At 68.5% G+C, this 13,976-nt stretch carries 13 protein-coding genes; 6 read left to right on the forward strand and 7 right to left on the reverse strand.

All coding sequences use genetic code 11. The features are described 5' to 3' along the window. Positions 1–95: 95 nt before the first annotated feature. Entirely contained in the window at positions 96–737 is a 642-nt protein-coding gene (locus EJC51_RS46005) for a TetR/AcrR family transcriptional regulator (RefSeq protein ID WP_126276562.1), read from the forward strand. A gap of 128 nt (positions 738–865) precedes the next feature. Next, positions 866–1,288: a GlcG/HbpS family heme-binding protein gene (locus tag EJC51_RS46010; protein ID WP_126276563.1), complete on the forward strand. Its 423-nt coding sequence runs from the start codon at positions 866–868 to the stop codon at positions 1,286–1,288. Positions 1,289–1,351: 63 nt separating this feature from the next. Here the strand turns inward: EJC51_RS46010 and EJC51_RS46015 are convergent, their stop codons facing one another. Beyond that, positions 1,352–2,233 (reverse strand): LysR substrate-binding domain-containing protein, encoded by an 882-nt coding sequence (locus EJC51_RS46015; RefSeq protein ID WP_126276564.1) that lies wholly within the window; start codon positions 2,231–2,233, stop codon positions 1,352–1,354. Positions 2,234–2,304: 71 nt separating this feature from the next. On the opposite strand from EJC51_RS46015, the gene EJC51_RS46020 reads away from it, so the two are divergent. From EJC51_RS46020 to EJC51_RS46030, 3 genes are read left to right on the forward strand one after another with little or no spacing between them, the layout of a single operon-like run. After that, positions 2,305–3,510 (forward strand): thiolase family protein, encoded by a 1,206-nt coding sequence (locus EJC51_RS46020; RefSeq protein ID WP_126276565.1) that lies wholly within the window; start codon positions 2,305–2,307, stop codon positions 3,508–3,510. Then, entirely contained in the window at positions 3,507–4,202 is a 696-nt protein-coding gene (locus EJC51_RS46025) for a 3-oxoacid CoA-transferase subunit A (protein ID WP_126276566.1), read from the forward strand. Before EJC51_RS46020 ends, EJC51_RS46025 begins: the two co-directional genes overlap by 4 nt. Further along, positions 4,199–4,861 (forward strand): 3-oxoacid CoA-transferase subunit B, encoded by a 663-nt coding sequence (locus tag EJC51_RS46030; RefSeq protein WP_126276567.1) that lies wholly within the window; start codon positions 4,199–4,201, stop codon positions 4,859–4,861. The genes EJC51_RS46025 and EJC51_RS46030 overlap by 4 nt, the downstream gene beginning before the upstream one ends. Before the next feature lie 419 nt (positions 4,862–5,280). Here EJC51_RS46030 and EJC51_RS46035 read toward each other — a convergent pair whose 3' ends face one another. The 6 genes from EJC51_RS46035 to EJC51_RS46060 form a co-directional block, all read right to left on the reverse strand. Then, positions 5,281–5,601, reverse strand: a complete 321-nt coding sequence (locus EJC51_RS46035; RefSeq protein ID WP_126276568.1) for a hypothetical protein — start codon at positions 5,599–5,601, stop codon at positions 5,281–5,283. A gap of 362 nt (positions 5,602–5,963) precedes the next feature. Further along, the gene (locus EJC51_RS46040) at positions 5,964–7,415 is read right to left on the reverse strand and encodes an argonaute/piwi family protein (protein ID WP_126276569.1); all 1,452 of its coding nucleotides are present in this window, start codon (positions 7,413–7,415) and stop codon (positions 5,964–5,966) included. Beyond that, entirely contained in the window at positions 7,412–8,725 is a 1,314-nt protein-coding gene (locus tag EJC51_RS46045) for a DUF4365 domain-containing protein (RefSeq protein WP_166682982.1), read from the reverse strand. Before EJC51_RS46045 ends, EJC51_RS46040 begins: the two co-directional genes overlap by 4 nt. 263 nt (positions 8,726–8,988) lie before the next feature. Beyond that, a complete protein-coding gene (locus EJC51_RS46050) occupies positions 8,989–9,300 on the reverse strand; it encodes a hypothetical protein (protein ID WP_126276571.1) in 312 nt (103 codons plus the stop codon). 126 nt (positions 9,301–9,426) lie between these two features. Then, positions 9,427–10,281, reverse strand: a complete 855-nt coding sequence (locus tag EJC51_RS46055; protein WP_126276572.1) for a hypothetical protein — start codon at positions 10,279–10,281, stop codon at positions 9,427–9,429. Next, entirely contained in the window at positions 10,278–10,493 is a 216-nt protein-coding gene (locus tag EJC51_RS46060; RefSeq protein WP_244363273.1) for a hypothetical protein, read from the reverse strand. Before EJC51_RS46060 ends, EJC51_RS46055 begins: the two co-directional genes overlap by 4 nt. A gap of 141 nt (positions 10,494–10,634) precedes the next feature. Between EJC51_RS46060 and EJC51_RS46065 the strand changes: the two genes are divergently transcribed. Next, on the forward strand, positions 10,635–13,955 hold the full coding sequence (locus EJC51_RS46065; protein WP_126276573.1) for a hypothetical protein: 3,321 nt from the start codon (positions 10,635–10,637) through the stop codon (positions 13,953–13,955). The last annotated feature ends 21 nt before the right edge of the window (positions 13,956–13,976 follow it).

Raw genomic sequence — 13,976 nt, forward strand, 5'->3', positions numbered from 1 at the left:
CCTTCTGGGGCGTCAAGAGGCAGTTCCGGTGCCGTCCTGGCCGCAGGGGGTGCGGAGTTTCCGGAGCGGATGTCGGCTCCGTATACGGTGGGCGGGTGACTACCGAACCGGCGCTCGATCTGCCGCAGCCACAGCAGGCGCGCAGTCGGCGGACCCAGCAGCGGATTCTGGAAGCGGGCACGGCCCTTCTCGAGGAGGGCGGCATCGAAGCGCTCACCATCGCGGCCGTCGCCGATCGGGCGGGCGTCTCCGTGGGCAGTGTCTATCGGCGTTTCGGAGGCAAGGACCGTCTGGTCGCGGGCCTGCAGCACGCCATGATCGACGAGTTCCGCGCCGACATCATTCGCCGCTTCGCTCCGTTGCGCACCGATCCGGCCACCCTGGTCGCCTCGGCGGTCGCCGGGCTCACCGAGACGTTCGAGGCGCACACGCGTCTGATGCGTGTCTTCATCACCGCGAGCATGACGGATCCCGGAGTGGCTCAAGTGGGGTCCGAGGCCAGCATCGATGCCGGCCAGGTTTTCCGGAGGTTCCTGGAGCCGGTCGTGCCGATGATCGGCGCGCCGGAGCCCGAGCTGCGCCTGGATGTCGCCTTCCGCCTGGTGTACGCGGCTTGCATGAACCGTGTGCTGCACGGTGAACGCTTCGAGTCCGAGCGGCCGCTGACGTGGCGTCAGCTCACCGACGAACTGGTCGACGCCGTCTGTCTGTACCTGCTGGGCACGTCGTCGCGGTGAGTCCGGCGGTAGATCTCCCGATGTGAATGTGATTCTATCTTCACGTTCACATCTGGCGGCGGCGTACCGGCCCGACCCACGGAAGACGGCCGGTTGACCGTTTGCTCGACGAGGGAAGGAACCGCTCCATGCGAGAGCCGCTCAGCTACGAGATCGCACACGGCGCCGCACTCGCCGCTCTGGAAGCAGGAAGGGCCGAGGGGCACAAGGTGTGCGCTGTCGTGGTCAACCGAAGCGGCGTCACCAAGGTTCTGCTCAGCGACGACGGTGTCGGCCTTCTCGGCGTGGAGACCGCGCGGCGCAAGGCGTACACCTCAGCCGTGAGCGGTGTCCCGACCGCCAAGTTCGCGGCCTTCGCCGCGTCCCCGCAGATGCAGGTGGCGCCTCCCCACTTGGTCGACGCCAACCTTCTGCCGGTCGCCGGCGGCGTGCCGATCGTGACGGCCGACGGGGAGGTCATCGGCGCCATCGGGGTGGGCGGAGCGGACGACACCACGGACGATCGGATCGCGAACCAGGCTCGTGACTCCGTCGCGAAGATCGTCGCGTAGGCCCTTTTCCTGCTGAGTCAGGGGTAACCGGGGGTGTCACCGGAGTACCGCGGTCCCCGGCTCTCAGATCACCGCCCGGATGATCCCCACGGTGCGCGCCAGGTGCGGCTCGGCGCGGTCGGCGCGGTGGGTGACGGCCAGTTCCACGCGTGCGTCGGCCCCGACCAGTGGCAGGTAGGCGACGCCGTCGAGTGCCAGCGCTGTCACCGGTTCGGGTACGACGGCAACGCCTAGCCCGCCGGCCACGAGCGTGATCAGCGTCGAGGTCTCGCCGACCTCGTGGCGGATGTGGGGTTCGACGCCGGCGTCGCGCAGCAGGCCCAGGACGACGTCGTACATCACCGACCGGCGGTCGGCGGAGTGCACGATCAGGTCGGCGCCGGCGAGGTCCGCGACGCGCAGCCGCTTGCGCCCGGCGAGCCGGTGCCCGACCGGTACGGCGACCACGAGCCGGTCGCGGCGCAGGGTGTGCACGGTGAGGGACAGGTCGGCGGCCGGCGGGCGCAGCAGCGCGATGTCGATCGCGCCGGTGCGCAGTGCCTCGACCTGGTCGGGGGCGAGCATTTCGCCGCGGAAGGAGAAGTCGACGCCGGGGAGTTCTTCGGTGAGCCGTCGGGAGAGCGCGGGCAGCAGGCTGTACGTCGCCGAGCCCACGCATCCGATAGCGAGGTGGCCCACTGACCCGGCGGCGACCCGGCGTGCGTGCTGGGCGGCCTCGTCGACGTCGGCGAGGATGGCGCGTGCCCGCTCCAGGTAGGCCTGGCCGGCCTCGGTGAGGTCGACGCGGCGGGTGGTGCGGTGCAGCAGTTCGACGCCGAGCTCGGTCTCCAGCTGGCGGATCTGCTGCGAGAGCGGCGGCTGGGCCATGTGCAGTCGCTCGGCGGCACGGCCGAAGTGACGCTCCTCGGCCACCGCGACGAAGTACTTGAGGTGTCGCAGATCCATATGCTGTCCATATCAATCGCCTCGGATATACGTACTTCAGAATATCGCCACCTGGGACTAGCGTCGTTGGCATGAGTGCTTTCCTCTACGCCGCGACGCGCACGCCGTTCGGCCGCTTCAACGGCGCGCTGGCCGGGGTGCGCCCCGACGACCTCGCCGCCGCCGCGATCACCTCGACGCTCGCCCGGGTGCCGGGCCTCGACCCCGCCGCGATCGACGACGTGGTGTGGGGCAACGCCAACGGCGCCGGCGAGGAGAACCGCAACGTCGGCCGCATGGCCGCGCTGCTCGCCGGGCTCCCGGTGAGCGTGCCCGGCACCACGGTCAACCGGCTGTGCGGCTCCAGCCTCGACGCGGCGATGACGGCGAGCCGCACCATCGAGTCCGGCGACGCCGAGGTGGTGCTGACCGGCGGCGTGGAGTCCATGACGCGTGCGCCGTGGGTGCTGCCGAAGTCGGCGAAGCCGTTCCCGGTCGGCGATGTCACCGGGGTCTCGACCACGCTCGGCTGGCGGCTGGTCAACCCGCGGATGCCGAAGGAGTGGACGGTCAGCCTCGGCGAGGCCAACGAGCAGCTCCGGGAGCGCTTCGGCATCTCCCGTGCACGGCAGGACGAGTTCGCCGCCTGCTCCCACCAACTCGCCCATGCCGCCTGGGAGTCGGGCTTCTACGACGATCTCGTAGTGCCGGTCGAAGGCGTCGACCTGACCCGCGACGAGGGCATCCGGGCCGGATCCACACCGGAGGTTCTGGCCGGGCTCCGGCCGGTGTTCCGTACGGCGGAGCAGGGCGGCACCATCACCGCGGGCAACGCCAGCCCGCTCAACGACGGTGCCTCCGCGGTGCTGTTGGGCAGCGAGAGGGCCGCGACCGTGATCGGGGCCGACCCGATCGCCCGTATCGCGGGCCGCGGCGTGATGGCGCTGGAGCCGCAGGCCTTCGGCTACGCCCCGGTCGAGGCCGCGAACCGTGCGCTGGCCCGGGCCGGGATCGGCTGGGACCAGGTCGGCGTGGTCGAGCTCAACGAGGCCTTCGCCGTGCAGTCGCTCGCCTGCGTCGACGCGTGGAAGATCGACCCGGGAATCGTCAACCAGAAGGGCGGCGCCATCGCGATCGGGCATCCACTGGGCGCCTCGGGCGGCCGTGTCCTCGCCACGCTGGCCAAGGTCCTACGCGAGACGGGGCAGCGCTACGGCGTCGCCGCGATCTGCATCGGGGTCGGTCAGGGCCTGGCCGTCGTCCTGGAGAACTGCGACGTGACGGGCTCGGACCGATGAGCCGGGCGGAGATCCTCGAAAGCACCGACGCCGCGGTCGCCGGGATCGAGGACGGGTCCACGATTCTCGTCGGCGGCTTCGGCCTGGCCGGGATGCCGTTCGACCTGATCGACGCGCTCATCCGGCAGGGCGCGAAGGACCTCACGATCGTGTCCAACAACGCGGGCAACGGCGATGTCGGGCTGGCCGCTCTGCTGGCCGCGGGCCGGGTGCGCAAAGTGCTGTGCTCCTTTCCGCGTCAGGCCGACTCCTGGGTCTTCGACGGCCTCTACCGCGAGGGCAAGATCGAGCTGGAGGTGGTGCCGCAGGGCAACCTCGCCGAGCGGATGCGCGCGGCCGGGGCCGGTATCGGCGCGTTCTACTGCCCGACCGCGGTCGGCACACCGCTCGCCGAGGGCAAGGAGGTACGGGAGATCGACGGCCGGAAGTACCTGCTGGAGTACCCCATCAAGGGCGACTACGCGCTGATCGGCGCGCACGTCGCGGACGCGCTGGGCAACCTCGTCTACCGCAAGACCGCCCGCAACTTCGGACCGGTCATGGCCACGGCCGCGACGACGACCATCGTCCAGGTCGACCAGGTCGTCGAGCCCGGCAAGCTCGACCCCGAGGCCGTCGTCACCCCGTCCATCTACGTCGACCGGGTCGTCCAGGTCGAGGCCCGCCACTACACCGTTCAGGGGGCACGATGACCGTCACGCCAAGCGATCAGGTGCGCGCCGACCACCGGCTCTCGATGGACGAGTTGGCCGCCGTCATCGCACGCGACATCCCGGCCGGTTCCTTCGTCAATCTCGGTATCGGACAGCCCACCAAGATCGCCGACCATCTGCCGGCCGGCTCCGGGGTGGTGCTGCACACCGAGAACGGCATGCTCAACATGGGCCCCAAGGCCGAGGGCGACGCGGTCGACCCCGACCTGACCAACGCCGGCAAGGTCCCGGTGACCGAGCTGCCCGGGGCGGCCTACTTCCACCACGCCGACTCCTTCGCCATGATGCGCGGCGGGCACCTCGATGTCTGCGTCCTCGGGGCCTACCAGGTTGCCTTCGACGGCGACCTGGCCAACTGGACCACCGGCAGGCCCGACGACATTCCCGCCGTCGGCGGCGCCATGGACCTGGCCATCGGCGCCAAGGACGTCTACGTGATGATGACGCTCTTCACCCGCTCCGGTGAGCCCAAGCTCGTGCCGCAGTGCACCTACCCCCTCACCGGCGTCGGCTGCGTCAGCCGCGTCTACACCGACCACGGCGTCTTCGACGTCGGCCCCGACGGCGTACGGATCCGGGAGACGTACGGCGTCAGCGCCGACGAACTCGCCAAGCGACTCGGCGTCAAGCTGCCCTGAGACGGTTTCTAGGGAGCCGCGGTCCGCTGGGTAGCCCTTGCGTGGAGCCAGGTACCGAGGGCGAGCGCGACGATGTTGGTGCCGGCGCTTAGCGGTTGGTCCGTCGGCAACCACGATGAGCAGGCGCGGGGTCGGCCTTCGGGCCGGGGATACTCTCCAGTACCGGCTGTCCGCCTCCCGCTGGACGGCGTCGGACTGGCCGGTCTCACCATAGAGATGGCCGTCCGAGCCGATTCCGTGCTTGTCCTTGGAACGGTAGATCACCAGCGCATAGCCGGTCTGCAGGTGGCTGGCGGTGGTTGGGACCGGGATGGATCTCTCAGCTGCCGTCGGGGGCTCCTCTTTCTGCTCGGCGCCGCTGACAGCGGCGACCGGCGGATCGTTGTGCGTGTGCGGGAAGGTGTCGCTGAGCCGGGTGGTCAGTTGGTCTGTGTCCAGGTCCTGTCGAACCAGGCGAGGAAGGCCACGACTCCGCCGACCTTGGCGATCCAGTCGTGAATGGCTCTTTGGTCGTGTCCGGCGATGAAGCTGCGGCCCGAGGGGGTCTGGCTGCCGCATCCGCAGGCGCAGAGCGTCCTGTCGAAGGGGGAGTCGACGTACTGGACGGGATTTTGGCTCTTGCCCATCGGGGCGTGGTTGCCTACGTACTTGTCGTACACCGGGGCGCCGGGCTTGAGGATGGTGCCGTTGATGGTGCGGCGGCCGTCGGGGTCGGCGGCCGTGATGCTGTCGATCCGCACGGCCAGGACGACGATGCCCTTGGCGGTGAACAGCGCGTAGCGCTCGCGGTCGGCGCGGGTGCCGAGCCGCCAGCGGCCCCGGCCCGCCTCGCGCGACGCTGGCGGGACAGCGCCTGAACTACGGCTGCGACAACGGCGGCTACCTGTACGGCTACCCGAACAAGACAGCCGCCACGTGGACCATCTCCTACGCCGCCCCTGGCAACGGAGCCAGCGTCTCCACGCCGATCACCACCGTCTACCAGTAGCGCGCTGACAGCCACGCCGCGGAAGCGGCGGATGGTCGGATCGGCCACCGCCGCGACCGCTGCCGCCGCAGCCGAAACTGCGGAAAGCTTGGCGGCCGGGGCGGCGATCGAGTTCTACATGTAGTAGGCGTAGCGGGTGGCGATTCGTGCCTGGGTCGGGACGTGTTTGAGGATGGAACCGACTCGGTAAGCGGTGCGCAGGGTGAGCGGGTCGCGTTCGTCGAGCTGGGCGTTGTTCCAGTTCATCTTGGTCAGGGCGAGAATGTCGGTGCTGGCGGTCAGTAGATCTGTGCTGTGTGTTGCGGGCCGGATGAGCAGGGGCTGGGGGACGTACAGGCCGGGGTAGGTCCTGAAGTACGGCACGGATCCGCGGGTGTACAGGAGCATGGAACGGGCGTCCAGTTGGACGCTCGTGCCGCGCAGCGGTGGGAGTTGCCCGGTGCGGTACAGGTGCGGGGCGCCGCGCCGCTGGATCCACAGCAGGTCGACATGGTCGATGTCGCGCAGGTCGGCGGCCTCGTGGAAGCCGTCGACCTCCCCGGTCGTGAAGTTCGAGGTCTTGTGCACGACGATGCGTGCGGGCTGGTGTCCGTGAGTCGTGCGGTACTCGGCCAGGGCGTCCAGCAGCAGTTGCCGGGCGTCGGGGAGCGTCAGGTGGGGCTGGCGGTCGGTCTTGGCGATCTGCGCGGTGCCGCCACGGACGACGACGCCGTCGCCGCGCTCGTTGAACACCTGGGCGACGGCGGTGTGCAGCTGGTTTCCGTTCGCGTTGCGGTAGAAGCTGACCCCGATGTAGCAGGTGGCCAGGTCGGAGCTGTGGCGCTGCATGCGCCAGGGGGTTCCGCCGGCCTTGTAGTACAGGGCGGTGTGCAGGTTCCAGGCCCTGGTGGCCTCGTCCTGCAGGGGGCGGAGTGTTTGCCCGTTGGCCCTGGCCGGGATCCCGGTCCAGGTTTCCTTGCGCATCAGCTGCAGGGGTGCCGGCAGCGTGAGCGCGGTGGCCTTCAGCAGGTCGTGGAAGTCGCCTCCGGTCTCTCGCTCGTCCTGGTCCTCTTGACGTTCGGCTGTGGTCTCCTCCGACGGCGGGTGTTCTTCGCGGTCCTGGAGTTCTTCCGGACGGGCGCAGATTACGACGCGGCAGCGTCCGGTCTCGGCCAGGGACCGGGCGGCGTCGGCGTAGAGATCGACTGCGTCCTTGGTGGCGGAGGCTGTGTCGGCGCGCGCCAGGCGGCGCAGTTGGCGTTCGGGGATCTCGCGGACGAGGGCGTCGTCGAAGACGAGTTCGGCGCCGAACGGTGAGTCGGTGCCGAAGCCGGGGAACGGCTGGTGCAGGTTCTCCTGGCCGGGTTTGGTGTCCTTGGCCTCGATGTGGGTCTGGCAGCGCTGGAGCCAGTTTCGGATGCCGTCGACCGCATGGGCGGGGCCGACCAGAGCGATGGGGATCCTGTGTGGTCCGGTAGGGGAGTCGGCGTCGGCGGGGCCGAACACGCTGATGCCGTAGCGGGGGTCGATGTGGCGGTTTCCGGCGCGGAACTCCAGTTCCGGCTCGTGCAGCACGGGTGCTTTCACTGCGGCAGCTCCCACAGCCCCTCGGCCAGCCCGTTCACGCTCGGTTTCGGCGCTGGTTCTTGCGGAATCCAGACGCTTTCGTCGATGGCGGCGTCGCAGTCGAGCTTGAGGAGCTGGCCGAATCGGATGCGCTCATCGCGGCTTCTGAACAGGGTGTCGTCGCCTTGCAGGTAGTCGGCCCAGGCGCGTACGAGCTGGTAGACGGCGTTGTTGCGTTCCAGCCGCTTGATTTTCTGGATGTACTCGGCGTCGTACAGGGAGTCCCGTCGACCGTCGATGGTGAAGTGGTAGGTGGGGTTGATCTCCAGGAACCACTGTTCGCTCCAGCGCCGGAAATACAGGCTGGCAGCGTAGTGACGACAGAAGGTGATCTTGGTTGTGTCGTCCTTGCCGAAATACGGGGTGAAGAAGGTGCGTCCGCGGCTGCCGCGGTAGCGGCCTTTGATCTTCCGGCTGGATCGGTCCGGCGGGGCCTGCATGTAGACGACCTTCTTGGTGGGATGCCAGACCAATTCGGGATGGTGGGCGGAGCGCAGGGTGAAGTTCAGCAGGGAAACGAAGCGCCGTTGCAGGTCTGGGTCCTCGGTGGTCGCCCAGTTCTGCGTCGGGATGGAGGTGACCGGCCCGTCGCACAGCACGGCCAGCGGGCCCTCGTCCAGTCGGCACAGCGAAAAGATCCGTCCGGCGGCCAGGACGAAGCCGCTCTCGAACTGGTTGCCGTTCGAGCGCATCCGCTCCCAGGCATCACCACGGTCACGACACGGCGTGGACGCCTCGTAGATGAGCGGGGCGAAGCCCTCAATCGTGAGGAGGTTCGAGACCAACTGTTCGCTTCCCTCAAGCCGTGGCAACGGCTCTCCGGCGGGCACGCCCAGGGCCGACAGCTGACTGAAGGCATCGAGGTCGAAGCGGTCCGCGGCCTTGTCGAACTGAACGACCCGCCGTGCCTTGCGTTCAGGGTCGGCGAACCAGGTGTCGACGCGTTTCCACCACGCCTGCTGGAAACGCAGGTCCACGCAGATGAGCACGACTGGTCGGCCCAGCCGAAGCCAGTAGGCGATGTGGTCGGCCTTGCACGTGAACTTGAATTCGGTCTCGGTCGCCCCCCGAAACCCGACCTCCGTGCCCTTCACCTGAGCCAGGACGGCGACACCGGTGACTTCCCGATCGGCGTCCACGAACTCGATCTGACCGTCAATAGCGAAGTCACGCTTGGTGTCATTCCACACATGGCCGGCATCGGAGACGGCCTTGTCGACGAACGCCTCGCCCCGGAACCCAGCCCGCTGCTGGACGCTGCGCTGCGGCATCCGATCAGCGCTCCGGGAAGGACACCGGAGTGCCCGTCGTAGCCCGGCCGGATCTGGGAGGCCGAGGCCGCGCGTTGTTGTCCCACCCCATGGAGCGATCCTCCGTCCTTCGCGCGTGGTCCACCTCAACTCAGGATAGGAGGGACCACTGACAACGACCGGTGCACGCATGCGGGAGGAGAATCGGAGGCTGGGCACGTGGACATTGCGAGGGCTTCGCTGACTTCACCCAAAGTGCAGGGCATCGAGGGCCGGCCGAGTGATTACTGTTCTTCGGCCTTGGGCCAGGTGAGGTCGGGAGGGTAGCCCTTGGCGCGAAGGAATGCGTCGAGCGCTATCGCGACGATGTCGCCGTGCTGGATGCCGTGGTCCGCGTGGTACCGGCGGATGCGCCGTTGAAGTTGGAGAGCGTCGGGGACGGCGTAGTTGATCTGTCCGCGACTGGTGTGGCGGCCATTGATGACCTCCATTGTGTCCGGATGAGGCGCCAACGGGTCGTCGGTCAGGTCGGATTGCGCTTCGAGAGCTTCAGCGAGTTCACGTAGCTGACGGGCGTGGCGCGAGAGATTGGACATGGGCTGCTCCTGTCCGGTCGCCTAGTCGACTAGTTAGCCGCCTAGTCGACTAGTGGAATAGTCGGTGGGAGGGGTGTCCGCGAACGAGAGAAGCGTTCGCGGACACCCTGGGAGATGCACGCCGCGTCAGAAGCCGCGGGCGGTGAGCCATTCGTCCAGGGCGACCGAGACGATGTCGCCAATGGGCAGGTGATCGAGTTCGTTGTCCAGCGCGAAGCGCTTGAGCCGCTTCTTCAGCCTCAGCGCGGCGGGGACCGACGAGTCGAGGCTTTCGCGCGTGATGATGCGCTGGTTGAGGATCACGGCTGTCTCGGGGATGTCCTTGGGGCGGCCGGGACCGTGAGCCCACGGCGTTCCCTCGCTGGGGGCTGCCTCCGGTTGCACGTACTGTTCCTGGTGAGACCCCGGACCATCGGTCCTCACTGGGAACGCCGTACCTCCTGCGACCGGAGCAGCTGCCGGACGAACCGCCACCTCGGCGGCCGGGGCCACATCAGGAACTGCGGACGTGATCTGGGACAGGCCGTGCCGCACAGCGGGTTCGCTCGGCTGCGCCGGCCGCACCGCAGGAGCTGCAGGTTCATAAGCCGGGACCACAGGCGGCACCTGCCGCTCCACCGGCTCCCCACCAGCCCCCGCCTCGGGGGCGACGACGTCCGGGCGAACCGGCTGACTGGCGGCCGGCTCCGGCGCGGGGCCGCTCGGCGTCTCGGCATTCGGCTGCGCGGAGGCCTGCGCCACTTCGGGTACCGCGTCGGTCCGGCCCTGCGCCACCTCCTCGACAGGAACGGCGGAAGGTGTGGGCTGAGCCTGTGGCTCGCCGGCAGCAGGACGGCCTTCGCCCTGGCCGGCGGCCTGTCCGGCGGCGTACTGCTCGGGGGTGAGCTCGGCGGCCGGGGGAGGGGGCGGCGGGGTCGTCTTCTTGGCCCCGCCGAGCGTGCGACCGGTGCGGCGGGTGGGGGGCTTCATGCGCTCGCTCATGCGGTGAGTTCCTTCATCAGCTCGGCGTACTCGCTCAGTTCGGTGGGGATCTCGCCGAAGGCCTCCATGTAGTGCACCCAGGAGTGGATGGTGGTCTCGGCGAGCGGGAACGGCTCGTCGCGGCCCGGGCCGATGCCCTCGCCTTCGGCGGGCTCCAGCAGCTGCTCCTTCGCCCGGCCGGGCAGGCTGGTGCGGTCGTCGGCCTTGACCATCCGTCCGCCACTGCCGAGCCCAGCGCGGCGGAGAGCGCTGATGCGACGGCCGCTCCCGCAAGCGGCAACCCCAGCACTGATCCGTCGTCGCAGCCGTCGCCGTCAGCGTCGGATGGTGCGGGTGAGCCTGCAGGGGATGCGGTGTCGCCGGAGCAGGTTGATGTGCGGGTGCTGGACCGCCAGGAGGTCGCCCCGGCGGGCGGAGTCGGTCTGGGCGTGCAGGTCACCCGCACCGACGGCGTGTCCGCGGCCGGCCAGGTGCAGATCGCCATCGACTACTCGGGCTTCAAGTACGCCTACGGCGGTGACTTCGCCTCCCGGCTCCGCCTGGTGAAGGTCCCGGACTGCGCACTGCAGACACCGGACGCGGAAGGCTGCACGGACCGGGAGTTCGTCCCCGTCGACAACGACACCGCCACGGGCACCCTGACCGCGACGGTGACGGCCGAGCCGGACAGTGACGGCCTGGCCACGCAGCTGGGCACCGCCTCCGGCTCCACGTTCCTGCTGAACACGGGCTCCTCGTCGGACAAGGGCGACTACCGCGCCTCCACCCTGTCCCCGACCGGCTCGTGGGAGGTGGCCACGGGCTCCGGTGCGTTCACCTACAACCTTCCCGTCAGTCTGCCGAAGCCGGCGATGGGAGAGGCACCGTCGCTGGCGATGACGTACAACTCGCAGTCGGTGGACGGCCGTACCTCGGCCACGAACAATCAGGCGTCCTGGGTCGGCATGGGCTGGGACCTGAACGTCGGCTTCATCGAGCGCCGCTACCGCAGTTGCACGCAGGACGGTCTGTCCACGATCGGTGACCTGTGCTGGGACTCGCCCAACACCACCGACGAGCCGGACGGTGCGGTCTACGTCATCAACCTCAACGGCGTGTCCTCGACGCTGGTGCAGGACAACACCGGCACCGGCTCCTACCACCTGCAGGACGATCCGGGCTGGCGGGTGCAGCACCTGGACGGCGGGCACGGCGCGGACGACGAGTACTGGGTGATCTCCACCCCGGACGGCAAGCACTACTACTTCGGCTGGGGCCGCTCTGAGCGCACCGGCGATACCACCGGCTCGGTGTTCATGGTGCCGGTGGTCGGAAACGATACGGGTGAGCCCTGCCACGACCAGTTCCCCGAGCCGTGCACGCAGGCGTGGCGGTGGAGCCTGGACCGCACGGTGGACGCCAACGAGGTCGAGTCGGCCTACTTCTACGACAAGGAGAGCAACTACTACCGCTCGGTCGCCGCTACCGACAAGGCCCGCTCCTACACCGCGGGCGGCTACCTGAAGGCGATCGAGTACGGCTGGCCCACCCAGATCACCGGTGCCAAGCCGACCGGCCGGGTCGAGCTGACGCATGTGGGCCGGTGCGTGGAGCGGATGACGGAGGCTGATCCGCTGCGCAGCGAGCCGGGCGCCTGCCCCTCGATCGCCTCCAAGCCGACCTCGTATCCGGACGTGCCGATCGACTTGATGTGTGACGGGACGTCGGCGGATTACTACTGCGCGGGCAAGACGTACTATCCGACGTTCTTCAGCAAGGACATGCTGTGGGACATCAAGACGTTCGTGCTGAAGACGGACATGAGCGGGTGGGATCTGGTGCAGCAGTACCAGACCAAGCACGGCCTGCCCAACCCGGCCAGCACGATCGGCAAGACGCTGTGGCTGGATTACGTCCAGCACAAGACGTACGGCAGCGGCACGGACATCGTGCTGCCGGTGATCAACTTCAACGGCGTCGATCTGGACAACAAGGTCGGCTCCACCGAGCTCAACTTCCGCCGCGTGAACGAGGTCCACGGCGATCTGGGCGCCACCACGACCGTCGACTACGGCTCACCCAACCCGTGCAGCGCGGACGCCCTGCCGAGCGAGGCCTCCAACACCAAGGACTGCTTCAGCCAGAAGTGGACTGCGGAGGGCGAGACCGAGGCGAAGACGGGCTGGTTCAAGAAGTTCCTGGTCATGTCGGTGACTGTCGACCCGACGGTCACCGACAGCCAGGACGGCGCGCCGAAGATGACCACCAGCTACGACTACCAGGGCGGCGCTGGCTGGCGCTTTGCCAACGACCCTCTGACCAAGGACGAGGACGAGTCCTGGACGGACTGGCGCGGCTATCAGAAGGTCGAGGTCACTTCCGGCACCGGCACGGTCAAGCACTCCACCTTTCACTGGCTCTACCGCGGCCTGGACGGCGACCGCACCGCCAAGGACACCTCCACCACCCGCTCGGTCAAGGTCTACGACGGCGAAGGCACCTCCTACACCGACTCACCCTGGCTGCAGGGCAAGACCATCGAAACCTCCCAGCGCGACGACACCGGCAGCTCCCAGGAGAGGGTCTTCCACCACTACTGGCACCACGTCACCTCCACCTACAAGGGCCTGCCCGACGCCCGCTTCGTCCGCGAGGACGAGACCACCACGCTATGCAAGATCTCCACCGGCTGGCGCACCCACGTCGTACAGAACGAGTACGACGCCGCCGAACCGGCTTCCGGCACCTACGGCCTGCCCTTGCGCACCGACGACCAGGGCGAGGCCGGCGTCTCCGACAACCAGTGCACGACCTACGGCCGCGCCTACAACACCGACTACTACGACGGCAGCAAAATCCAGCGCTGGATGGTCCTGCCCGACGAGACCCGCCACTACGACACCGGCGGAAGCAGCTGCGACGGCCGTGCCGACGGTAACCGGGACGCTTACACGGTCTCCCTGTACGACGGCGCCACCGACGTGGACAGCAACAAGCCGGTTGACGGTAACCCCACCGAGACCCGCAAGTACGCCAGCGCCAGCACGACCGACTTCATCAAGGCACGGTCCGGCTACGACGATGCAGGCCGCGTCACCTGGACCGAGGACGCAGACCGCAACCGCACCACCACCACCTACAGCCCGGCCAACACCTGGCCGGTGGACGGCGTCACCACCACCACGCCCAAGCCCAGCAGCGACCCCACCGACCTGCGACCGGCGTTGTCCAGCACGGTGTGGACGTCCCGGTTCTGGGGCGTGGTGTACCAGACCAAGGACCCGAACGGGAAGATCACCAAGGTCACCCTGGATGCGGCGGGCCGTCCGACCGAGGTGTGGAAGCCGACCGAGACCGGCACCTCGCCGTCGCTGAAGTTCAGCTACAGCATCCCCACTGCCACTAGCAACGGCATTCCCGACTCGGTCAACGGCTTCCCGAAGGTGGCCACTCACACTTTGCAGTCCGGCACGAAATATCTGTCGTCCTACGCCTACACCGACGGACTCGGCCGCGCCCGCGAAACGCAGACACCCCTGCCCGACGGCAATATGGGCACTCCGAACCGGCAGGTGGCGGTCACCCGCTACGACACGGCCGGCAACGTCACCGGCACCTCGGCCGTCTTCGCCAATGTGGGCACCGCCGGCTCCGGCGGCCCCGCCAGCCCCAAGGTTGAGGACCTGCCCTCTTAGTGGGTGTTCTGTGAGCTTTCG

Source organism: Streptomyces aquilus (assembly GCF_003955715.1).
Taxonomy (GTDB): domain Bacteria; phylum Actinomycetota; class Actinomycetes; order Streptomycetales; family Streptomycetaceae; genus Streptomyces; species Streptomyces aquilus.